This is a genomic window from Prosthecobacter fusiformis (genome assembly GCF_004364345.1).
In the GTDB taxonomy this organism is placed as follows: domain Bacteria; phylum Verrucomicrobiota; class Verrucomicrobiia; order Verrucomicrobiales; family Verrucomicrobiaceae; genus Prosthecobacter; species Prosthecobacter fusiformis.
In genome coordinates this window covers 19,988-42,801 of record NZ_SOCA01000017.1, presented here as the reverse complement: position 1 = coordinate 42,801, position 22,814 = coordinate 19,988, and the positions used below count along the sequence as shown (strand labels likewise).

The 22,814-nt window shown below is 57.0% G+C and carries 22 protein-coding genes; 18 read left to right on the top strand and 4 right to left on the bottom strand.

The features are described 5' to 3' along the window. Positions 1-656, top strand: a 656-nt coding sequence (locus tag EI77_RS22365) for an ammonium transporter (RefSeq protein WP_133797350.1), incomplete at its 5' end; no start/stop codon positions are given. Between the two features lie 381 nt (positions 657-1,037). On the opposite strand, the gene htpG is transcribed toward EI77_RS22365, so the two are convergent. Next, positions 1,038-2,894 (bottom strand): molecular chaperone HtpG, encoded by a 1,857-nt coding sequence (htpG, locus tag EI77_RS22360; RefSeq protein ID WP_133797544.1) that lies wholly within the window; start codon positions 2,892-2,894, stop codon positions 1,038-1,040. Between the two features lie 884 nt (positions 2,895-3,778). Between htpG and EI77_RS22355 the strand changes: the two genes are divergently transcribed. The 4 genes from EI77_RS22355 (at position 3,779) to EI77_RS22340 (ending at position 9,499) form a co-directional block, all read left to right on the top strand. Further along, positions 3,779-4,390 (top strand): hypothetical protein, encoded by a 612-nt coding sequence (locus tag EI77_RS22355; RefSeq protein WP_133797543.1) that lies wholly within the window; start codon positions 3,779-3,781, stop codon positions 4,388-4,390. A gap of 445 nt (positions 4,391-4,835) precedes the next feature. Beyond that, positions 4,836-5,126: a hypothetical protein gene (locus tag EI77_RS22350; protein WP_133797542.1), complete on the top strand. Its 291-nt coding sequence runs from the start codon at positions 4,836-4,838 to the stop codon at positions 5,124-5,126. 2,092 nt (positions 5,127-7,218) lie between these two features. After that, positions 7,219-8,952, top strand: coding sequence for a lysine--tRNA ligase (locus EI77_RS22345; protein ID WP_133797541.1), 1,734 nt, complete (start codon positions 7,219-7,221; stop codon positions 8,950-8,952). 61 nt (positions 8,953-9,013) lie between these two features. After that, on the top strand, positions 9,014-9,499 hold the full coding sequence (locus EI77_RS22340) for a Fur family transcriptional regulator (RefSeq protein WP_243839013.1): 486 nt from the start codon (positions 9,014-9,016) through the stop codon (positions 9,497-9,499). Positions 9,500-9,504: 5 nt separating this feature from the next. Here the strand turns inward: EI77_RS22340 and EI77_RS22335 are convergent, their stop codons facing one another. The 3 genes from EI77_RS22335 to EI77_RS22325 all read right to left on the bottom strand — a co-directional run bounded on the left by EI77_RS22335 (position 9,505) and on the right by EI77_RS22325 (position 12,233). After that, the gene (locus EI77_RS22335) at positions 9,505-10,410 is read right to left on the bottom strand and encodes a trypsin-like serine peptidase (RefSeq protein WP_133797540.1); all 906 of its coding nucleotides are present in this window, start codon (positions 10,408-10,410) and stop codon (positions 9,505-9,507) included. A 16-nt stretch (positions 10,411-10,426) separates the two neighbouring features. Then, entirely contained in the window at positions 10,427-11,659 is a 1,233-nt protein-coding gene (locus EI77_RS22330) for a hypothetical protein (protein WP_133797539.1), read from the bottom strand. A gap of 109 nt (positions 11,660-11,768) precedes the next feature. Beyond that, a complete protein-coding gene (locus EI77_RS22325; RefSeq protein ID WP_133797538.1) occupies positions 11,769-12,233 on the bottom strand; it encodes a hypothetical protein in 465 nt (154 codons plus the stop codon). A 594-nt stretch (positions 12,234-12,827) separates the two neighbouring features. Between EI77_RS22325 and EI77_RS22320 the strand changes: the two genes are divergently transcribed. The 13 genes from EI77_RS22320 to rpsC all read left to right on the top strand — a co-directional run bounded on the left by EI77_RS22320 (position 12,828) and on the right by rpsC (position 22,770). Beyond that, positions 12,828-13,475, top strand: a complete 648-nt coding sequence (locus EI77_RS22320) for a response regulator (protein ID WP_166647445.1) — start codon at positions 12,828-12,830, stop codon at positions 13,473-13,475. Positions 13,476-14,380: 905 nt separating this feature from the next. Then, entirely contained in the window at positions 14,381-14,791 is a 411-nt protein-coding gene (gene rpsL, locus EI77_RS22315) for a 30S ribosomal protein S12 (protein ID WP_133797536.1), read from the top strand. A gap of 51 nt (positions 14,792-14,842) precedes the next feature. After that, positions 14,843-15,316, top strand: a complete 474-nt coding sequence (gene rpsG / locus EI77_RS22310) for a 30S ribosomal protein S7 (protein WP_133797535.1) — start codon at positions 14,843-14,845, stop codon at positions 15,314-15,316. Between the two features lie 54 nt (positions 15,317-15,370). Further along, positions 15,371-17,515 carry an elongation factor G gene (gene fusA, locus EI77_RS22305; RefSeq protein WP_133797534.1) on the top strand — a complete coding sequence of 715 codons (2,145 nt, stop codon included), beginning with the start codon at positions 15,371-15,373 and terminating at the stop codon, positions 17,513-17,515. 41 nt (positions 17,516-17,556) lie between these two features. After that, on the top strand, positions 17,557-17,865 hold the full coding sequence (rpsJ, locus tag EI77_RS22300) for a 30S ribosomal protein S10 (protein ID WP_133797533.1): 309 nt from the start codon (positions 17,557-17,559) through the stop codon (positions 17,863-17,865). Positions 17,866-17,904: 39 nt separating this feature from the next. Next, positions 17,905-18,555 (top strand): 50S ribosomal protein L3, encoded by a 651-nt coding sequence (rplC, locus tag EI77_RS22295; protein WP_133797532.1) that lies wholly within the window; start codon positions 17,905-17,907, stop codon positions 18,553-18,555. Between the two features lie 20 nt (positions 18,556-18,575). Then, positions 18,576-19,184: a 50S ribosomal protein L4 gene (gene rplD / locus EI77_RS22290; RefSeq protein WP_133797531.1), complete on the top strand. Its 609-nt coding sequence runs from the start codon at positions 18,576-18,578 to the stop codon at positions 19,182-19,184. A 1-nt stretch (position 19,185) separates the two neighbouring features. Continuing rightward, positions 19,186-19,470, top strand: coding sequence for a 50S ribosomal protein L23 (gene rplW, locus EI77_RS22285; protein ID WP_133797530.1), 285 nt, complete (start codon positions 19,186-19,188; stop codon positions 19,468-19,470). A 42-nt stretch (positions 19,471-19,512) separates the two neighbouring features. Continuing rightward, positions 19,513-20,352: a 50S ribosomal protein L2 gene (rplB, locus tag EI77_RS22280; protein WP_133797529.1), complete on the top strand. Its 840-nt coding sequence runs from the start codon at positions 19,513-19,515 to the stop codon at positions 20,350-20,352. Positions 20,353-20,383: 31 nt separating this feature from the next. Further along, positions 20,384-20,662 (top strand): 30S ribosomal protein S19, encoded by a 279-nt coding sequence (rpsS, locus tag EI77_RS22275; RefSeq protein ID WP_133797528.1) that lies wholly within the window; start codon positions 20,384-20,386, stop codon positions 20,660-20,662. Positions 20,663-20,700: 38 nt separating this feature from the next. After that, a complete protein-coding gene (locus EI77_RS22270) occupies positions 20,701-21,501 on the top strand; it encodes a hypothetical protein (protein ID WP_133797527.1) in 801 nt (266 codons plus the stop codon). A 4-nt stretch (positions 21,502-21,505) separates the two neighbouring features. After that, on the top strand, positions 21,506-21,910 hold the full coding sequence (gene rplV / locus EI77_RS22265; protein WP_133797526.1) for a 50S ribosomal protein L22: 405 nt from the start codon (positions 21,506-21,508) through the stop codon (positions 21,908-21,910). 26 nt (positions 21,911-21,936) lie between these two features. Next, the gene (rpsC, locus tag EI77_RS22260; RefSeq protein WP_133797525.1) at positions 21,937-22,770 is read left to right on the top strand and encodes a 30S ribosomal protein S3; all 834 of its coding nucleotides are present in this window, start codon (positions 21,937-21,939) and stop codon (positions 22,768-22,770) included. Positions 22,771-22,814: the final 44 nt, after the last annotated feature.

The following is a 22,814-nucleotide window of genomic DNA, read 5'->3' as shown; positions in this document are numbered from 1 at the left end:
AAGGTTACGGCAAAGAGCAGATGGCTCCTCACAGCATGGTGCTCTGCGCCGTGGGCACAGGCATGCTCTGGGTGGGCTGGTATGGCTTCAACGCCGGTTCCGCTCTGGGTGCTGATGGCATCGCCTCCAACGCATTCATGACCACGACGCTGGCAGCCGCCATCGCCGGATTTGTGTGGGCCCTCCTGGAGTGGATCACTCGTGGCAAGCCATCCGTGCTGGGCTTCTGCTCGGGCATCGTGGCCGGTCTGGTGGTGGTGACTCCCGGAGCTGGTTTCGTGACTGCCAATGGCGCAGTGATCATGGGTGTGGCAGCTGGTATCGTTCCATTCATCGCGGTGGCCTTCCTGAAGAAGATCCTGGGCTATGACGACGCACTGGACACCTTTGGTGTGCACGGTGTGGGCGGAACGATGGGAGCGATCCTGACAGGCGTGCTGGCCGATGAGAAGGCCAACTCCATCGTGGCAGGTCTGAAAGAAGGCCTGCTCATGGAGCAGCTCAAAGCAGTGGCAGTGACCATCGTGTGGAGCGTGGTGGCAACCTTCGTGATCACCCTGGTGGTGAAACTGATCGTGGGCCTGCGTCCAACGGACGAAGTGGAGCAGGTGGGTCTGGACCTCTCCGAGCACGGCGAGTCCGGCTACGAACACTAAGAACTTGGGCAGGAGAGATCCTGCCAGGAAAGGAAGCCGGAGCGTGAAAGCGCTCCGGCTTTTTTGTGCATTGTAGTCCCGGCTTCAGCCGGTGCATTGGCTGCTGAGTCCCCACAAAGTCATCGATGGCCAGACCGGCTAAAGCCGGGACTACAAAACTCTCCGCCACCTCTGCCCCCCTGCCTCTTTGCGGTAAATCCATATCAGTGTGACACCCCTTTTGCCGCAGAGGGGCGGAGGAGCAGAGAGGGCTAAGCCTATTGTTAGGCAAAGAAGTTTAAAAATCCCTCATCCCATCCCATATCCCCCCACCTAACAAAAAAGGCATCACGCCGAAACGTGATGCCTTTTTCTCAATCAGCCCTTTTCAGGCCGCTAAACTCACTTCGCCAGCAGGCGCTCCATGATCTTCTCCGTCCGCGCCACGATGCGCTGTGGATCATCCAGCAGCCCGGCGGAAAGCAGCGCATTGTCCAGCACCTGCTCCGCGACCAGTTGCGCACTGTCCGCATCGCTCACGCTCAGCGCGGAAAGCTTCTTCACGATCTCGTGACGCGGGTTGATCTCCAGGATCACCTTCGGGGCCTCCACCTCATCCGGCTTCATCACCCGCATCATCTGGCGCATCTGCGGCGTCATCTCACCATCCGGCGTGATGGCCAGTGCCGGGCTGCTCACCAGCCGCTTGCCACTGCGCACATCCTCCACCCCGCTCGCCAGGCGGCCCTTCAGCCAGTCGCACAGCATCTGCGTCTCCGCCTCATTCAGCGCCTCGCCCTCATTGGCCAGATCGCCCAGGTCCACTTCATTGCTGTTCACCGCCTGCAAAGGCTTACCGTCGAACTCGCGCAGGCTGTTCACCACGTATTCGTCGATGGACTCATACAGATACAGCACCTCATAGCCCTTCGATTTAAAGGCCTCCACATACGGACCGGACTCGATCGTATTGCGGGACGGAGCCACCTGGTAATAGATCGCCTTCTGGTCCTCCTTCATCCGTGAAACATAGTCCGCTAGGCCGATCACCTCGCCCTTCTCCGTCAGGCTGGATTCAAAGCGCAGCAGCTTCGCGATGGCATCGCGGTTCAGATAGTCCGTCGCCACGCCTTCCTTGAAGAAGCGGCTAAACTTCGCGTAAAACTCCTGGAATTTCTTCGCATCATCCTGCGCTTCCTTATCCAGAAATTTCAGCAGGCGCTTCGCCACCACCTCACCCAGCTTCCGCACCAGCGCACTGTCCTGCATGGACTCGCGGGAAATATTCAGCGGCAGATCCTCACTGTCGATCACCCCGCGCACGAAGCGCATCCACTCCGGCAGCAGCTTCTTCGGATGCGGGTCGATGAGCACCTTCTTGCAATACAGGCCCACTGCCGGCTCCATCTGCCCCATGCCGAAGGCCTCCATATTCTGGTCCGGCAGGAAAAGCAGCGCATTGATCACCAGCGGCGCATCCGCCTGGAAGTGCAGGCGATAGCTCGGCTCATCAAACGCATGCGCCGTGAACTGATAAAAAGCCTTATACTGCTCCTCCGTCACCTCATCCTTACTCTTCAGCCAGATCGCCTCCACCGTATTCACCCGCTCACCATTGAGCTGGATGGGGAAGCCCACAAAGTTTGAATACTTGCCCAGCACACTCTTCACCCGGTCCGGGCGGCAAAATTCCAGCGCATCCTCCTTCAGCTTGATCACGATGCGGCTGCCCCGCACCTCCTCGGCCGAGTCCTCGATGGAATACGTGCCCGCACCCGTGCTCGTCCACACCAGCGGCTCACCCTCCATGCGCCAGGAGTGCGTATGCACCCGCACCTCATCCGCCACCATGAAGGCACTGTAAAATCCCACGCCAAATTGGCCGATCAGGGACGCCTCATTGGACTTGCCTGCGTTCTTCAGCGCCGCCGCAAACGCCTTCGACCCCGAATGCGCGATGGTGCCCAGATTTTCCACCAGCTCCGTCCGCGTCATGCCGATGCCGTGATCCGCGATGGTCAGCGTCCCCGCCGCCTCATCCGTCGTGATGTGGATCTCCAGCGGCAGCTCCGCCCCATAGACTTCCTTTTCCGTCAGTTGCGTCAGGCGCATCTTCTCCAGCGCATCCGCCGCATTGGAGACCAGCTCCCGGATGAAGATTTCGCGGTCCGTATAAAGACTGTGGATCACGATATCCAGGACCTGTTTTACCTCAGCCTGGAACTCATGCGTACTGCTATTGCCGGTCGTGTTGCTCATAGGAAGGGATAGAAAAAGAGAAAGGTTTTAAAAACGGGCGCAGAGAATAGACGCCCAACGCCCCCTGTCAAACCCCCGTCCGCCCATGGAGCGCACGCGCCTGTCCCGCGCGACTGCGGCGATCTCGCGTGCCGTTGCCCGCGTCTCGCGGGGAACCGTTCTCAAACCCCCGTCCGCCTCAACAAGTACCGTGGGCACTCTTGCCCGCGACTCGCCTGCCCCAACCCATCCCCGGCCACAAATCTCCCCGCTTCTCGAAGCCCCGAAGTTGCAGGCAGGAGTGCCCGCATCACATGCCCCCCACCCAGGCGGGCAAGAGTGCCCACCGTACTTCCAAACCCCGTCCGCCACCATGGAGCGCCGACGATTCGTCGGCATTCAGATACCCGTCCTCAGTGCTCAGAGTTAGCAGCCCAGTTCAAAACCCTATAGGATGTATCTGCCCCCATCGCACCTATCCGCAGCGCCTTGTCGCCCCCTTGTCCCTCCCAAAATCCTGTCAACCCTGCCATCTTGTTAATCCTGTAAAAGCAGCCCCCTCCAACCCCCAAACTCCGTTCTATCCCTGCATCCCCTCCACAACACACTTGCTAAAATCACCGATAATCTATAAACAAAACATTTAGCTCCCGCCCTCAAAAAGTAGCCCGCTCAGTCCCCTGAGCGGACAGCCACCTCGAAGCCCCCACCTGCCCTCCTACCATCCAGCCCACCCCTCCAACTCCGCCCCATTGCGGCCAACCGATGACAGCAGAACGCCCAGTTTTTACCGCAGAGGAGCAAAGAAGCAAAGTTAGCCCTCAAAAAGTAGCCCGCTCAGTCCCCTGAGCGGACAGCCACCTCGAAGCCCCCACCCGCCCTCCTACCATCCAGCCCACCCCTCCATGAAAACCGCCGCCCTCCTCCTCCTCAGCCTCATGCTGTTAGGCACCCTGGCCTGGCAGAGGCTGGCCCCCACCGCAGGGCAGGGGATCATCCCCGCCGCCCCGCCCCAACTAGAAAAACAGCCCCCGGCCCCCCTGGAAAAAAACACCTCGCCCCAGACCACCCACGCCGCCCAGGCCATGAATCGCGCCCTGGAGATGAGTGAAATAGCCTCCCGCTTCACCCCCGCCCTCACCCGCGAAAGCATTGGAAACTGGATGCGCGCCATGGAACCCACCTACCGCCAGCTCTTCAGTGAATGGGGCTTTGGCGAACCCCAAATCACCCACGCCCTCCAAATCATTCAGGACCGCCAGACCCAGTTGCATGAAGATTCCATGCAGTTCCTCCAGGACCGCCCCCTCGCCGTAGGAGATTTCAGCAAAACCGCCCGCGACAGCGCCCACTGGGAACAAAGCATCACCCGCCAAGACAGCATCCGCCTCGCTGCCGAGGTCCAGCTCCTCACCCTCTTCGGCAGCAGCCAGCGCTTGCAAGAGTTCCAGCAGGCCGAAACCACCCGCAAACAACAACTCCTCTCCCAAACAAAGTCCCGCACCCAAAAAGATTGAAACGCTGAAACGCATGAAACGCAGCATTTGTGCTTTCTACCTTTCCCAAGCTCATCGGCATAACCCTGGTTGCCCGCAGATGGCCAGGGATGGGGATTGAGCTGAATGAGGTGGGGCTCAGGGCGGAGGCTGGGAATCTTGGATCGATGATTTTTTGGTGAACAATAGGCTGACGCAGTTTCTCCAGTATATAAATATGCATGCAGACTTTTGCTTCAAGGACCCTTAAATCCCGTCGAACCAGCTCTGGTTTAGAGATAACCACCTGGAATTTTAGAAAAGCGGTTGATATACCTTTGCTGGTTGTTGCTGTCTCTTTTTGCTCCTTTTCGGAGGACTGGGTATAAAGGCGGTCGTGAGCTTTGATGACCCTGATTTGGTGACAAGCACCCGAGTTTTTGTCGGGCTGTGGAGTGTGTTGTGGATGATTGGAGGGGTTATTTTCTTGGGTGATCAATACCTCCAAACTTTCTCCACCGTGAAGTGTGTGGCGGACCGCACTGGAATTCAAATATTGCATGTAGCACCCTTTTACAAGAAGGAGATCACCTTCCCATGGTCTGATGTTACCTGGGTCACGCATACGCTAACGAGCGGCCGATTGTATGGTGGCCTCGCTTTGGTACTGGAAAAAAAGGAGTATGAGATCGACAATTTCCTGGAAACAAAACTGGCCGAAGAAGCTGCTGCGTTTTTGGATGAAGTGAGGGCTGACAGCTTTAAAAAAGCCCGCTAAATCCTGATTTAACCACAGATGTCACGGATGAACACGGATAGGCATTGAAGCCGAACTCAGGCGGGGATCAGGGCGGAGGCTGGAGATCTGGGCTTGACGATCTTTTTATCAAGAGTCGCAGCCTGATGCCGTTTCCCACTCACAACTCATCATCAAGGATTATTGCCCTGCGTTTTTTCTCAGAGATTAATTCTGTTGCTTTCACTACATCTCTTAACAGACAGAGCAGTGGGCGGAGTGCATCCCCCAGGGGGCTGTCTTCTGAATCCCACCAAAGGTCCAGTGCCATTCCCCGAGCTTCTAGCATTAGGGAGCGGTTGCAGTGCATTGAACTCCAATTGCGTGCTGGCGAGCATAAAGGGATATGGATGGTATTCACCTCGGACCGTATTCGCTCTGCAATGGCATCCTCGATGTCCATTTGAGTCCAGGTGGCGAATGACCCTGGCTGATGTCTAACCGTCTGGAAAAAAACGACCATCTTTTGTGGGCTGCCTTCTAACAGGCCAAAGCGATAGGCTCGGGCCGCTGTCTCCACCTGGGCATTGCATTCAATGTAAGTGCACACGTGAGTATGCTGAATGCTGGGCAGAGGATTCAAAAGGTCCTTCATCAGGACAGTTAAGTGATGAACCCGACGCAGCAAGTGCTGAAGAGGCGTTTGTCTAGGTATGGAAGTGGATGCAGAGGTTCATTTAGGGGCAGACAGGTGAAGGCCAGTCTGGGGTGCAGATGGGCCGGGATGTCGGACCTTTGGGGTGGGGGGTAGCTAGTGCGCAGGAACGACATGACGTTGGAGAGGACCCCCAATTTTCCTCACTTGGCCCAAGTGCCACCCCTAGCCCCTTGCCATCCCCGTTTACCGCCCGGAAAATTCCGCATGCCCCTGCGCCCTCGTCCGCCATGGAGCGCGCGCGCCTGTCCCGCGACTGCGGCGATCTCGCGTGCCGTTGCCCGCGTCTCGCGGGGAACCGTTCTCATGCCCCCGTCCGCCCCAACAAGTACCGTGGGCACTCTGCCCGCGACTCGTCTGCCCCAACCCATCCCCGTCCGCAAATCTCCCCGCTTCTCGAAGCCGCGAAGTTGCAGGCAGGAGTGCCCGCATCACTTGCCCCCCACCCAGGCGGGCAAGAGTGCCCACCGTACTTCAAGCCCCGTCTGCCCTCTGACCACGGAGCGCGGACGCCCTCGTCCGCATTCAGAAATCCCCCTCAATCCCCCATGGGGAACAAAATCCCCATGAATCCCCACGCGCAATCCATTCACCCTCAACCCCTTACCTGGAAAAATCCCCAAATGGGGAAAAATAACAATCGCTCCCCATCAGCCACCTGTAGCTGCTCGCACCAGCGAGTGGGCGAGCTTTCTGCGACCCCCTTTCGCCCTCACAAATGTTCTCACGCCATCGATCCTCCAAACCCCACGCCCTGGCGGGCGCAGCCACACGGAGTGCGGACGCCCTCGTCGGCATTCAGAAACAAGCACTCTGCCTCCTTCACCCCTCTGCCCCTCTGCGGTAAACCGATCAAAATATACCACCCCTCCACGCCCTGGCGGGCGCAGACCCACGGAGCGCCGACGCCCTCGTCGGCATTCAAAATTCCCCCAATCTCCCCCATGGGGAACAAAATCCCCATGAATCACCATGCGCAATCCATTCACCCTCAACCCCTTACCTGGAAAAATCCCCAAATGGGGAAAAATAACAATCGCTCCCCATTTCCCCATTCGAAACCTCCACCCCATCTCAAAAGTAGCCCGCTCAGTCCCTGAGCGGATAGCCACCTCGAAGCCCCCTACCAGCCTCCACCCATCCAACCCACCATCGAAGCTCACCTTCACATCCCTCCAACACTCCATCCCTAACCCCCACGCCCTGGCGGGCGCAGCCACACCAGACTCCACGCCCTGGCGGGCGCAGCCACATCGGACCCACGCCCTGGCGGGCGCAGCCACACAAGACCCCACGCCCTGGCGGGCGCGGCGACACCGGACCCCACCGCTTCCCCCTTCATCCACCACACGCCATCATTTTGCCGTGGCAAAGGCTGGCTGGACGGGCTAAAGACACGGCCCCATTATTCGTCTGACCATGCAACCTGCTCCTGAACACTCCGAATCCGAACTGCTCCAATTCCGCCGCCACAAGCTGGAGGAGTTGCAGAAACGCGGCATCGCGGCCTTCGGCGGCAAGTTCGAGGTCTCCCATGATCCCGGCACCCTGAAGGCGAATTTCACGGAGGGCCTGGACGTCCGCGTGGCTGGCCGCATCCTCTCCCGCCGCCAGATGGGCAAGGCGACGTTTTTTGACATCGGCGATATCACGGGCCGCATCCAGTGCTACCTGAGCAAGAACGATGTGGGCGAGGAAGCCTACGACCTCTTTGTCCACCAGATCGACATCGGCGATTTCGTCGGCATTGAGGGCCTGAGCTTCGTGACCAAGAAGGGGGAAAACTCCATCCATGTGAAGGTGCTCACCCCCATGGGCAAGGCCCTGCGCCCGCTGCCGGACAAGTGGCATGGCATCGCGGATCGCGAGATCAAATATCGCCAGCGTTACCTGGACCTCATTTCCAATGACCGCAGCCGGGAAATCTTCGTGACCCGCAGCAAGATGGTGGCGGAGATCCGCAGCTTCCTGCATGGCCGCGATTTCATGGAGGTGGAGACGCCCATGATGCAGGACGTCCCCGGCGGGGCCGCTGCGCGTCCGTTTGAGACCTACTTCAATGCCCTGGACCAGAAGATGTACCTGCGCATCGCGCCGGAGCTTTACCTGAAAAGGCTGCTCGTGGGCGGCTTCACACGCGTCTTTGAGCTGAACCGCAACTTCCGCAATGAAGGTGTGAGCCGCCGCCACAATCCAGAATTCACCATGCTGGAGGCCTACTGGGCCTTCTCCGACTTCGAGCAGATGGCGGACCTGGTGGAAAGCCTGATCTGCCACCTGGCGGAAAAGTTCTGCGGCGGACTGCGCATCAAGCGCAATCGCGTGACGGAAGTGCGTGCCATCCTGTTCATGATCCCGCGCCTGTGCCAGGAGCATAACCTGACGCTGACCCCGGAGGCGAATACCGAATTCCAGGCCGTGATCGCCATGGCGCACAAGGCGCTCAATGAGCTGGACCATGACAGCGCGAATACTGTGGCCCAGACGGCCAAGGAAGAAATGACCCGCTTTGTCACCGCCTGCGGCGACCACCTGAACGAAGGCCAGAAGGGCTTCTTCGCCGGCATGCTGGCCAAGCTGGAAGAACTGAGTGCGGAGGCCTTCATCGACCTCAGCCGCCCCTGGAAGCGCACCCCCTACCGGGACTTGGTGAAAGGGGCTGCCGGGGAGGATTGGTTCACCCTCAGCAAGGAAGAAAAAGTGCAGCGTGCGCAGAGCCTGGGCGTGCATGAGATCCATGCCGGGGATGAGCACTATGAGCTGGACCAGAAGGCCTTTGAAAAACTGGTGGAAGAAAAGAGCTTCAACCCTCTCTTCGTCACTCATGTGCCGAAGGAGCTGGTGCCCCTGGCCAAGCAGAATACCACGGATGATTCCGTGGTGGACGTTTACGAACTCGTCATCAACGGCCAGGAAATCAGCCCCGGATACTCTGAGCTGAACGACCCCATCGTCCAGCGCGAGCGCCTGGAGCACCAGGCCGGCGAGGAGATCCAAAAGATCGACGAAGAATTCATCCTGGCCCTGGAGCACGGCATGCCCCCCGCAGGCGGCATCGGCATCGGCATCGACCGCCTCATCATGATGCTGACCGGGGCTGAAAGCATCCGTGACGTGGTCCTTTTCCCCCAGCTCAAACGCAAGGCCGAGTAAGCAGGTGTGACTTTTAGCAACACCTGACGCGGCAGAGCCGTTGTGTATAACAAGAAGCACTGTGAGCAAACATCACCATCATCACCACGAAGGCTGCGTGCGGCCTGAGCCCGAAAAGCTGGTCAAGGAGGCCGTGGAGCGCGCCCGCGCCTCCGGCCTGCGCCGCACCAAGGCGCTGGAGGATGTGCTGTCCATCCTCATCGATGCCTGCCAGCCACTGACGCTGGCAGACATCGCCGAATCCAAGGACCTGGACAGCGGCGCGGACAAAGCGACCGTCTATCGCCTGCTGATGAAGCTGGAGGAACGCTCCCTCATCCGCCGCCTGGGCCTGCATGACCGCTCCGCCTACTACACCATGATCCTGCCCGGTGAGCACAGCGATTACCTCATCTGCAACGACTGCGGCCGCATCGAGAAACTGGACATCGCCTGCCCCGTACAAGTCCTGGAAAAGCAGATCGCCAAAAAATCCGGCTTCAAAAAGCTGTACCACGAGCTCGAATTCTTCGGCCAGTGCCCCGACTGCGCGGAGAAGGTGGGTTGAGGGGATTAGGCTGTCCAGTTCAATAACAAGCTGGCTGCTTCTGGAGTGATTCGTATGGCACGGTTCAAATTATTTGTTACATCCCAGTGGTGAATGCCAATGACTGTGGGAGAGTCATCCCTTTCCCAATAAAGAACAGGGGCTCCGCTTTGGCCTTTATAGGTTTGAATGTCGTAAATAAGATGCGACGCCGTGTATCCGCGTAATGTGCCGGAATCTGCCAAAAATGTTCCATAAGGGTCAGCGGGGAAGCCTGCAACACTGATCCGGCCCGCAGGAATACGGGATATCACACTGTCACTATATGTAGCATATTTAAGGATTCCGGTGTCTATAGAGATGTCTTGGTCTAGATAGACGACTCCAACATCTGCACTTTCTCGAAGTGCGGATGTTGATCCATTGATCCAATCATCTGTAGTATTCCAATGGATGCCACGGATGCGCTTAGTAAATTGCGAGCCATGGCCTCCTGGGGTGATTAATATTTCACGCATCCATCCACCATCATACACACAATGACCTGCGGTAATGATAGTGCGCGGACCAATCACCCACCCCGACCCGATTTTTCTTTTTCCATCAATAGCCACCATTTCCATTAAAACATGGGAACTCCAAGGCATCGCATTTGGATTGGAGATGACTTGAGGCGTCGTGTGTAACTCCGATAAGACGCTTAAGCGCCGCTCTAAACTCTCTGCAATTGGATGCAGTGCTAACGAAGAGGAAAAGGGGACTATTGAAGAGGCGGCCGGGATGATACATTCCGTTTTGAAGCCGGTTTTTACATTTGGAAGCCGTGCTCCGATGTTGCCTCTGGGCATCCATCGAGTGGGGGAGTCGGGAACAGAGTCTGGTGACTTTGGAATACCTTTTGGTTTCTTTGTTATTGCCTTTTTGGTGGCCATAAATCGGATCTGTTAATTAGTTTGGAAGCTCAACTGTTCCCTGGAACTGTAGCATTTTAGTGTCTTCTTTACTCTCATTCTTTCCTGACTGGGCAGAGGCATCCCCAGACTTTGGATTACCGCCGCCAGGTGGTGTATACCCAGGACCGGGTTGCATATTGCTTTTGACATCTGGAGTACCATATTGGGGTCCTCCAGCGCTTGAATTGAGAATTACTTTGCTGAGTGCACTGTCAGCATCCAGTTTCGCTTTTTCAGCATTAGCAAGGGCAGTTTTAGCCGCGATTAGACTCTTCTCAGCGTTTATTTCTGAAATTTCTTTATTCACTTTAACATTGACCAATGTAGGGATGGCTTGACCAACGATAGTAGTAACGGAGCTTAACATGCCTGTGAACCCTTGAATGGGACTAGGACGGTCTAGGCTGAATTTCGTCGGCATGCCATTGCTCAATGTGAGGGATGTGGATCTTTTCACAAACGCCGACCTACCGAAATGAAAACTGGCGATTCTATCTGGGTTAGGGACAAGAACGGTTTCACGATGTATGATGTTTGCTTTAGGTCTAAAATCGAAGCGCAGTTCGATGGCCATTGGTGGATGATATAGCACCCCACCTCGATCTTGGGCTTCTCTCTGCGCACTAGCATGATCCACGGCGACGAATTTGCCATCATGCCCTGACATCCCATCGCCTATGCAGCTCTGTATGCGATTTGCGGGAGGGCATATATTTATATCGCCTCCGATAAGGGCTTTCAAAGCGGACTGGGCAGATCGTGTTTCTGCGATATCTAAGGGGTCAAAGGTAATGCTAAATGATTCCATTGGTCCTGGAGCATCCCCTAACTGTGGTCCGCCACCGCCGAGAATCTTGAAGACATTAATAGTAGTCTTTGTAAGGTCTTCCAGAATGGCGGCAGTCTTATCTTCGGCATCAAATTGTACACTGGTCAGCAGGCACTGCTCATTGACCTCAATGGGAGTGGAAATTTTATCGTGGTAAAAAGGATTGTTTTTCCAGCGAAGATGAAATTCTTTGCGATCATCAGCTACCATTTTTCGACTGACGATTACCTTGAAGTCCCCCGGGCTTTTATCATCTGGTGCTCCTTCTATAGTAAGCAGAGCCTTTGGAAGAAAATAATGCAGTCCCATACCATCATCTTTTTCAGGGCTAAACTGTTGGTTGCCAATGCCTTGCTCGGTGGTTTGAAGGCTTGTGCAACTCATGATCAATAAAGGCATGAAGCAAAGTGTCAGGCGAGTATTACACAGCTTATTACAATATTTAATCATATCAAAAGATGGTCTTTAGGTGAGGTTCCGGCTGAAAATGTGGCATATGGCGGATGGATTATCTCGTGGGGGCTTGAGCGGCAGTATCCGGAGGGGTGCGGGTGCCGGCGCCGAGGAGGTAGCCGATGATGGTGCCGAGGAGGCCGATGACGGGGGCGATCTGGTCCTGCGAATAACCTGTGATGACGAGAAAGACGGCGGCAATGACGCAGATGGGAATGACGAGGGTGCGGACGAGCCACTGGCCATCATGGAGGGGTGGCGTGATCTTCTCTTTGTAAATGAGAAAGCCGATGAGACCCATTAGAAGGATGCTGAAGATTAAGAGGCCAAGGCCGAGATGGGTGACCAGCTCTGGACTCCAACCGGCTGCGTTGGCGGCTGACTCTGTAGTGGGCTGACCCTGTGTGGTTATCTGGTTCACGGCCTCGGCCGCTTGCTCAGTGGCAGCGGTTTTAGTCTCCACAGCTTTTTTCAGTTCCTCTAAAGTTAGGGCTGGATTGGGCGGAGTGGCTTCGGACATAATGGGTATGGGAAGGATTTAACAATCAAGGTTGAGGTGCCTCAGGAGACACGGGTGGTTTGAGCCGGGTGATTTCTGCCTCAAGTCTGGCGATGTAGGCTGTTTGAGAATCAATGAGCTCCTTTTGTTTTGTTACCTGGAGTTCCAGCGCTAAGATTTGCATCTGAAGATCCTGCTGAGGGGTGGTGCTGTGGCCTGGTATTATGAGGATACCATCATTGGGCCTCGTTCCGCGAAAGGGCCTCATGTCGCTATCTGAAGGCCTATTTAGCAACGATGAATCTGCCTGCCCTGCTGGGGCGTTTGAAGGCACCTGAATATAGACAGTCGGAGGAGTCTGACTGAATACAGATGGGATATACAAAAGGCCGATGCCGAGGCCTAACAGCGAGGTTCGTGTTAGGATATATCTGAATTGTGGTGCCATGCACGCATCCAACAGCGGGGTGAAATGCACGCAAGAGGGGGAGGTGTGTCAAATGGTGTGGGGGTAGGGGCGGGGGTAAGGGGCTTACAGGGGGAAGTGATATTGCGTAATAATTTGCTTGTATGTGTGTCAGATGTTCCATTACAGAAGACGAAATCGATCTTCGTATGGCAAATCCTGGAAAAACGCGTGTTCTCATCGTGGATGCGGAGCCTGCCTCACGGCTGGGGCTGATGCAGTTGATCAAGGAGAAGTCTTCCCTCTGTGTTTGTGGGGATGTGGATTCGCTGAGCGGGGCGCGGCGGTGGTGTGAGCAGGGGGAGCCTGACCTGGTGTTGGTGGATTTGGCGATGGGGGATGGTTTTACCTTTATTAAGGAGCTGCGGCGCTGGCATGCGGGGGCGCGGGTGGTGGTCTTCACGGCGCTGGAGGATGCGCTGACGGTGCAGCGGGCTTTCCAGGCGGGGGCCAGCGGGTATGTGACGCGGCGGGATCCGCTGACGGCGCTCATGGTGGCGCTGGAGGGTGCGGTGCGGGGGGAGCGGCACATCGGCCCTCGGGTGGAGCATGTGATGCTGAATACGCTGGCCTGCGGGGAGATGGAGCTGCGCGGGAATGCGGAGGCGGGGTTGTCCAACCGGGAGCGGGAGGTGCTGCGGCTGCTGGGCCGGGGGCTAAGTACGCGGGAGCTGGCGCAGGAGCTGGGAGTGAGTGTGAAGACGGTGGAGACGCACTGCCACCGTATTAAAGAGAAGCTGAAGCTGGGGAGTGCAGGGGCGCTGCGGCGTCATGCGGCGCTGTGTGGGGAGGGGTAGGGGGCTCCGCGGTATTCAGTGTCTGGTAGTTAGAGGGTAATTGGGCTTTTAGGATGGATAGGAGCTAGGGGCTTGGTTAGGGGGGGAAGTCTGAGGACTGAGCACTGGTTTCTGAATGCCGACGGATCGTCGGCGCTCCATGGGGGACGGGGGATGAAGTACCGTGGGAACTCTTGCCCGCGAACGAGCGTTCTGGGGCTTCGAGAAGCGGGGAGATTTGCGGGCGAGGATGGGTTGGGGCGGACGAGTCGTGGGCAAGAGTTCCCACAGTACTTGTTGGGGCGGACGGGGACGTGAGAACGGTTCCCTGCGGGACGCAGGCAACGGCAGGCGAGGACGCCCGCGCTCCATGGTGGACTGGCGAGTGTGCTCCATGGGGGGACGGGGTATGCTCTGAGCTGAGGACTGGGCACTTGTTTTTGTATGCCGACGGGTCGTCGGCGCTCCATGGTGGCGGACGGGGGCGTGAGAACGGTCTTGCGCGGGACGCACAAGACGGCACGCGAGACGCGTGCGCTCCATGGGGACGGGCAGGGAGGCTGGTTTTACCTGGGTCTAACCAATTGTGGATTGGCGGTCTAACCAGAGATGGGATCAGGGAGGGAGGGCCTGGAAAGGCTTTGGGGAAGGGGAAATGCTTCGGATGTGTTAGGTAAATGGTTGTGAAAAACTTCACAAAGATGCAAAAAACATGTTGCACGAAACGGGATCACCTCCAAGGTGCCCGCTCCCCGGCCCAAGCGCTCCTAGTGAGTGCTGGCTAATGATTCACGAGAGTGAGTCTTTGCTATCGGAGCAGTGAACCGGAAAAACACTGTGCTAAACCCTCTCGAGGGTGGCGGCACTGTCTTCTTCTGATTCCATGCCCTTTTAGGTCATTTAGGAACGGAACATTTTTTCAGACCATGCCCACCATCAATCAACTCGTCAGACACGGCCGCAAAGATAAAGCGGTGAAGTCGAAGTCGCCTGCGCTTGAAAGCTGCCCGCAGCGTCGCGGCGTTTGCCTTCAGGTCATGACCCGCACGCCAAAGAAGCCTAACTCGGCTTTGCGTAAGGTCGCCAAAGTTCGTCTGACGAACGGTTTTGAAGTTATCGCCTACATCGGCGGTGAAGGCCACAACCTCCAGGAACACAGCATCGTGCTGGTCCGTGGCGGACGTGTGAAGGATTTGCCGGGTGTGCGTTATCACATCGTCCGTGGTACCCTTGACTGCCTTGGGGTGGACAAGCGCCGCCGTGGCCGTTCCAAGTATGGTGCCAAGCGTCCGAAGAAGGGTGCTGCTGCTGCCGCTCCTGCCAAGGGTAAGAAGTAAGCCTTTGCTGAATCAATCATCCGTTAAGCCCACCACGATCCCTTTACCGTTATGGCCCGCAGAAAAAGAGTTTACGACAAGCCTGTTCACAAAGATTCCCGCTATGATAGCGAGCTTGTGGCCCACCTGATTGCCCGCGTGATGCAGAGCGGCAAGAAGTCCCTCGCTGAGCGCATTGTGTATGCCGCCATCGAGCAGTTGAATGAGAAGACGGATTCCATCGATCCTCTGGACCTCTTCAACCGCGCCATCGAAAACTCCAAGCCTAAGGTTGAAGTCAAGGCGCGTCGTGTCGGTGGTGCCACCTACCAGGTGCCTCTGGAAGTGAGCGGTGGCCGCTCCGAGTCTCTGGCCATGCGCTGGATCGTCGGTTATGCTCGGGGTCGCAAAGGCGTCCCGATGCACCGCGCACTCGCCAATGAATTGAAAGAGGCCTCCACAGGCCAGGGTTCCGCCGTCCGCAAGCGTGACGACGTTCATAAGCAGGCTCAGGCCAACCGCGCTTTCGCCCACTTCCGCTTCTAATAGCGGTTCCTTTCCCCACCACGCTGCACTGTTCACGCCACTTTTTTCTGTCCCATGTCGAATCCTAATTCTCCCAACCGCGAATACCCTCTGGAGCGCACCCGTAACATCGGGATCTGTGCTCACATTGACGCGGGCAAGACCACACTGACTGAGCGTATCCTGTTCTATACAGGCATGATTCACCGCATTGGTGAAGTTCATGATGGCGCTGCGACAACCGACTGGATGGAGCAGGAAAAAGAGCGCGGTATTACGATTACTTCCGCTGCTGTGACAGCACGCTGGAAGCAGCTCAAGGAAGAGGGCATCTATAAGATGCGCGAAAACGAGGACATGCGGGTCAACATCATTGACACCCCTGGACACGTGGACTTCACGGCTGAAGTGGAACGTTCCCTCCGCGTCCTTGACGGTGCGATCTTCGTTCTTTGCGGTGTGGCCGGTGTGCAGCCGCAGTCTGAAACGGTTTATCGCCAGGCTGAGAAGTATGGTGTGCCTCGTATCGCGTTTGTGAACAAGATGGACCGCACAGGTGCCAACTTCGACAACGTGGTCAAAGATGTCCGTGAGAAGCTGGGTGCAAATGCCTGGCCGATCCTGATCCCGATCGGTGCTGAAGAAAATCTGATCGGCCAGATCGACGTGGTGAACAACAAGGCGATCATCTACAATGATGACGACCGTTTCGGCTCCACTTATACCGTCCGTGAGCTCGAAGGTGCTGAAATCGCCAAAGCTAAAGAAGCTTATGATGGTCTTCTGGACCAGGTTTGCAGCCACGATGAAGAAATCGGCATGCTCTTCCTCGAAGAACAGCCGATCTCCATCCAGCAGCTCAAGGAAGGCCTTCGCCGCTGCGTGATCGCTAACAAGATCATCCCGATGGCCGGTGGTTCCGCCTTCAAGAACAAGGGCGTTCAGTATCTGATCGACGCCGTGATCGACTATCTGCCAGGACCTCTCGACATCGCCCCTCAGAAAGGCCACGTCATTGATGAGCCTGAGAACGAAATCGAAGCCATCCCGGATGATGCTGGCAAGTTCATCGCCCTGGGCTTCAAGCTCTGGTCTGACAAGTTCGGCCGCCTCGTTTTCTTCCGTGTTTATTCCGGTTGCGTCCGCAAGGGTGACACGATTTACAATCCCCGCACTCGCAAGTCTGAGCGTGTGGGCCGCTTGATCCAGATCCAGGCGAGCGTGCATAAGGACATCGACTGCTGTTACTCCGGTGACATCGCCGCCCTGGTGGGTGTGAAGGATGTCCGCACAGGTGATACTTTCTGCGATGAGAGCCTGGAAGTGCTCCTCGAGCCACCAACCTTCCCAGAACCCGTGATCTCCATGGCTGTCGAGCCGAAGACCAAGGGTGACCAGGAAAAAATGGGCAACGCCCTCCAGCGTCTGTCGGAAGAAGATCCAACCTTCTTCGTCAAGACGGATGAAGAAACCGGCCAGACGATCATCGCCGGCATGGGTGAGCTTCACCTTGAAATTCTCTGCGACCGCCTGAAGCGCGAGCACAAAGTGGAAACCAACACTGGTAAGCCACAGATCGCCTACCGCGAGACCCTGACGCAGGAAGCTGATGGCGACGGTAAGCTGGTGAAGCAGTCCGGTGGTCGCGGTCAGTATGGTCACGTGGTGGTCAAGATCCGCCCTGGTGAAAAGGGGACTGGTATCGTGGTCGAAAACAAGACCGTCGGCGGAAGCATCCCGAAAGAATTCATCAACCCGTCCAAAGCTGGTTGTATCGAAGCCGCTCTGAATGGCATCATCGCTGGTTATCCGGTGATCGACATGAGCATCGATCTGGTGGACGGTTCGAGCCACGACGTGGACTCCAACGAAAACGCTTTCAAGATGGCCGCCATCTTCGCCGTCAAGGACGCGCTGAAAAAAGCCAAGTGCATTCTTCTTGAGCCAATCATGGCGGTGGAAGCTTCCACACCGGAAGATTATCAGGGCGACATCATGGGTGACCTTAACCGTCGCCGTGGTAAGATCCAGGGCATCGACACCCGCGGCACGACTGCCATCATCCGTGCTGAAGTGCCCCTGGCTGAAATGTTCGGTTACTCGACCACGATCCGCACTCTTTCCTCCGGCCGCGCCAGTTACTCGATGCAGCCTTCGCACTTTGAACAGGTGCCACAGCAGATTGTGGAACAGATCGTCGAGCAGCGCGGCGGCAAGTAGCACTAAGCAAATTTAAGACAACCCCTTCACGGACACACGCCATGAGCAATCAGAGAATCAGAATCCGCCTCCGCGCTTACGACTACCGCGTGCTTGATAAGAGCACGGCAGACATCGTCGAAACAGCGAAGCGCACGGGTGCCAAAGTGGCCGGCCCGATCCCTCTTCCGACCCGTATCGAGAAGTTCACCGTGAACCGTTCCCCGCACGTGGACAAGAAGTCCATGGACCAGTTCGAAATCCGCACACACAAGCGCCTGCTTGACATTGTGGACCCAACATCCCGCACCGTGGACGAGCTGAAGAAGCTCAACCTTCCTTCTGGCGTGGACATCACGATCAAAATCTAGTTTCCACCCCGCGAACGACTCCCCAGGAGGTAAATCACTATGTCTTTAGGATTGATTGGCAAAAAACTCGGCATGACGAAAGTCTATACCGACAAAGGCGAAGCCATCGCCGTCACAGTTGTGGATGTCAGCGGCAACGCTCTGATCCAAGTGAAGCAAACAGCAGGCAAAGACGGTTATAGCGCTGTCCAGATCGGTTATGATGACCAGAAGGAAAGCCGCCTGACCAAGCCAGTGCTGGGCCACTTTAAGAAGCACGGCGTGAGCCCGAAGCGCATCATCAAGGAATTCCGCGTCACCTCTGACGACCAGCTCCCTGCAGCAGACGCAACCATCGACGCCAGCCTGTTCAGCGCCGGCCAGTGGGTGGACGTGATCGGCACGACAAAAGGTAAAGGTTTCCAGGGCGTTGTGAAACGCTGGAACTTCGCCGGACAGCCCCAGACCCACGGTTCGATGATGCATCGCCGCCCAGGTTCCATCGGTTGCCGTCTGACACCAGGTCTGGTTTGGAAGAACCAGAAGATGCCCGGTCATGATGGTGTGGACCGCGTGACCACGCAGAATTTGAAAGTCATCCAGAGCCGCCCGGAAGATGGCGTGCTTCTCATCAGCGGAGCCATCCCTGGCAACAAAGGCAGCATCGTCGTGGTGCGCCCTGCCAAGAAGAAGCCTGCTCCAGCCAAGTAACATCCCGGAGGAATTGAATCATGTCAGCAACCGTCCTTTCTACAGAAAGCGCCAAGCAGGCCAGCTTGAACCTCGTTGAGGGTCATCAGGGCAAGCAGGCACTCAACGACGTCCTCGTCGCCTATCGCGCCAATCGCCGCCAGGGTAACGCCCACACCAAGTCTCGTGCAGAAGTTTCCGGCTCCGGCTCGAAGCTCTGGAACCAGAAGGGTACCGGCAACGCCCGTATGGGAAGCAAGCGCTCCCCAATCTGGTCCGGTGGTGGTGTCGTCTTCGGCCCAAAAACCCGTGACTGGTCCAAAAAGACCACGAAGAACGTCAGGAAACTGGCCTTCCGCACGGCTTTGACAGCCCGCATCACGGATGGTGCGATCTCCACCATCCCGAGCTTCTCCATCAGCGATGGGAAGACCAAAAGTTTCGTGAGCGCAGTGGATGCGCTTTCTACCGCCAAGAAGACTCTGATCGTCGGCTCCTTCGACGAACTGACCTTCCGCTCCGCACGCAACGTGCAGAATGTCCAGCTCATTTCCGCTGAAGAGGTCAACGCCGAACAACTGCTGCTTTACCCGCAGGTTCTCGTGATCGCTGACGCCCTTCCAATCCTTGCCCGGAGGACTGCAGTCTAATATGAAAGATCCGCAATCGATCATCCAAACGATCCGTCTCACAGAGAAAGCCACGATGCTTGGTGAAACGAACAATGAATATGTGTTCGTCGTGCATCCGAAGGCTAACAAGCTGGAGATCAAGCAGGCAGTGGAAAAACACTTCGGCAAAAAAGTCGTGGGTGTCCGCACCGCAAACTATGCAGGCAAAGCGCGTCGCGAACGTCGTGCTGACTCTGGCCGCACCAACCACTGGAAAAAAGCGATCGTGCGTCTGAAAGACGGCGAGACCCTGGACCTGGTGTAATTTCAAATTTCGGTAACCCTTTAAACAGAAAGACGAAGAGCCATGGCGCTGAAAACTTTCAAGCCCAATACCCCGTCAAATCGATACAAGGAGTGGAACTCCTTCGAGGAGATCACTAAGGACAGCCCGCAGCGCAGCCTCACGGTCGCCCTTCGTAAGTCCGGCGGACGCAACAACACCGGCCGTATCACGACCCGCCACATTGGTGGTGGTCATGAGCGCCGCTACCGCCTGATTGATTTCAAGCGTGCCCGCCGTGATGAAGCTGCCAAAGTGATCGCCATCGAGTACGATCCGAACCGTTCCGCCCGCATTGCGCTGCTGGAATATGCAGATGGCCAGCGCGCTTACATCTTGGCCCCGAACGCCCTGGCGGTCGGAGCGAGTGTGATCGCCGGTGAAAAGGCGGCTCCCGATGTGGGAAATGCCCTGCCACTGCGCAAGATCCCTCTGGGAACGCAGATCCACAATGTGGAACTGACCGCAGGCCGGGGTGGCGTCGCCGCCCGTGCTGCTGGCCAGGCTGCGATCCTCTCCAACCGTGAAGGTGAATACGCCCTGGTGCGCATGCCTTCTGGAGAAATCCGCAAGATTCACGCTGAATGCTACGCAACCATTGGCCAGGTGGGTAACACCGAGCACATGAACGTGGTTTCCGGCAAGGCTGGCCGCACACGCTGGCAGGGTACCCGCCCGACCGTCCGCGGTATGTGTATGAACCCGATCGACCACCCGAACGGTGGTGGTGAAGGCCGCTCGAAATCCGGCGGTGGTCGTCAGCACCTTCTCAGCCCATGGGGCCATGCGAAGGGCGAGAAGACCCGCAACAAGAAGAAGGCGACGAACAAGTTGATTGTTCAGACCCGTCACGCCAAGAAGTAACCTGTTTTCCGAATCCTGATTTAATAGCCCTATGGCACGCTCACTCAAAAAAGGCCCATTCGTCCAGCAAGCCCTGCTCGACAAAGTGGACAAGCTCAACGACGCCGGTCAAAAGCGCCCGGTGAAGACCTGGGCCCGCAGCTCAATGATCACTCCGGACCTTGTCGGTCACACCTTCCTGGTGCATAACGGCAAAGACTTCGTGAGCGTTTACGTCACGGAAAACATGGTGGGTCACCGCCTTGGTGAATTCTCCCTGACCCGTATCTTCAAGGGCCACGGTGCCCATACGGTGAAGGCCGCCAAGTAATCACTGTTAGCGTTTTCGTTTTTCTCCTCCCCACTTTCATGACCACCCGTCTGCATCATCGTTTTAACCAGTGCGCTACGCTGCTTTTCGCAGCCGTGGTGATGCTGGGCGGTGCGCAGGCGCAGACGTCCTATGAGTTGCAGGAGCTGAACATGACGCTGCAGGTGGCTGCCCAGAAGATCCAGTCTCTGGAGTCTCAACTGGCATCGGCCAAGGATAAAACGGATGCGCTGACGCAGAGTGCGGCAGCGGCCAACCAGGAAGCGGCAGAGCTGAAGGACCGTTATGAAAGGCTTCGCGGCCTTTTGGAAGGTCTGGGGATCTCCGCCCTGGAAAACTCAACTGAACAGACGCAGGGGCGTCTGCTCGCCTCCCTCAGTGATCTGCGGATCGCTGAGACCTCCCGTCAGAAGCTGGCCGACAGCCTGATGGAGCTGGCTGAAGCCTCCCTCCAGTTTGCCAAAACGGTGCAAACTCCGGATGCTGCCTCCAGCGACCGCCTTTCCAAGGCCCTCTCGACAGCTGAGGCTGTGCTGAGTGCCGCCGCTGCGGCTCCGCAGACGGAGGAAGTGGCCACGGAACGGACGAATCTGCAAGATGCGCGGATCGTCAGCTTGAAGCCGGACCTCGGCATCGCAGTTTTGTCAGTCGGATCCCGTGATGGCGTGAAGCCAGGGATGCCCTTTGAAATTTATCGCGAGGACAAACCCATCGCAAAAATCCTCGTCACTGAAGTGCGCAGCTCTGTAAGCGGTGCAGTGGTTCAGGAGCTAGCAAACGCAGCTGATCCGGTGAAGGTCGGAGACAGAGGCAAAGTGGATATCAACAGATCATTCTAAGGTTATGGAAGTGCGTTCAATCTATAAATACGCCCGCATCTCGTCGCAGAAAGCGCGTCAAGTTACACGGGCAATCACCGGTATGCCTGTGTCGCAGGCACTCAGCGTTCTCGACTTCACCCCGAAGAAAGCCGCCTTTTTGGTTGGTAAAGTTCTTCGGTCAGCAGTCGCTAACGCGGAAAACAATCATGAACTGGATGCCGAGGAGCTCGTCGTCCGCAGTGCCGTCGCCACCCCAGGGCCAGCCCTGAAGCGCATCACGCCACGTGCCCGTGGCTCGGCCTCCCCAATCAAAAAACGCATGACGCACATCACCGTCGTGCTGGGCGCCAAACCGGAAGAGGCTGAAAAGCCTGTCCGTAAAAACCGGTCTCCAAAGGCCAAGGCCGCGACCGCAGCCGCCGAATAATTTCACTCAGCCACACACACTGATTTATGGGACAGAAAGTTAATCCAATCGGCTTCCGCCTCGCAGTCACGAAAGACTGGCGCTCCAAGTGGTATGCTCCTGAGAAAGAATACGCCGATGCTCTGCATAGCGACCTTGCCATCCGCAAGTATCTCAAGGAGAAGCTCATGCAGGCCGCCTTGTCGAAGATCATCATTGAGCGTGCCTGGAACCAGGTGCGCGTGACCCTCCACACCGCCCGTCCGGGTCTGGTGATCGGCCGTAAGGGCCAGGAGATCGAAGTGATGAGCCAGAAGGTCTCTGAAATGTGCGGTGGCAAGCAGGTGAAGATTGACATCTTCGAGATCAAGCAGCCGGAACTGGACGCGCAGCTCATCGCTGAGAGCGTGGCCGTTCAGCTTGAGCGCCGTATTTCTTTCCGCCGCGCTATGAAGCGTGCGGTGCAGACTGCGATGGAAATGGGTGGCGAAGGGATTCGTATCCGCGTCGCAGGCCGCCTCGGCGGTGCAGACATCGCCCGTGCTGAGCAGTATCGTCAGGGTAAAGTGCCTCTCCAGACACTGCGTATCCCGATCGACTACGGCTTCACGGAAGCCCGCACGGTTTACGGCATCATCGGCGTGAAAGTGTGGATGAACCGTGGCAATGCCCCTGAAAACACGACCCCTCGTAACGACCGCCGCCGTGAGCGTGGTGGTGACCGCAACAGCGGTGGTGGTGGCGGTGGTGCCGGTGGCATCGGCCGTCGCGGTGGTGAGCGCTCCGGCCCGCCACGTTATCAGCAGGGAGGCCAGTCCTCTTACCAGCAGTCCGCAGCTCCCGCGCCCCAGGCCGAAGCCGCACCTGCAGCAGCCCAGTAATTTTTCAAAGTAACCACCCCCTTTTCAGGATTCCAACAGGAGTT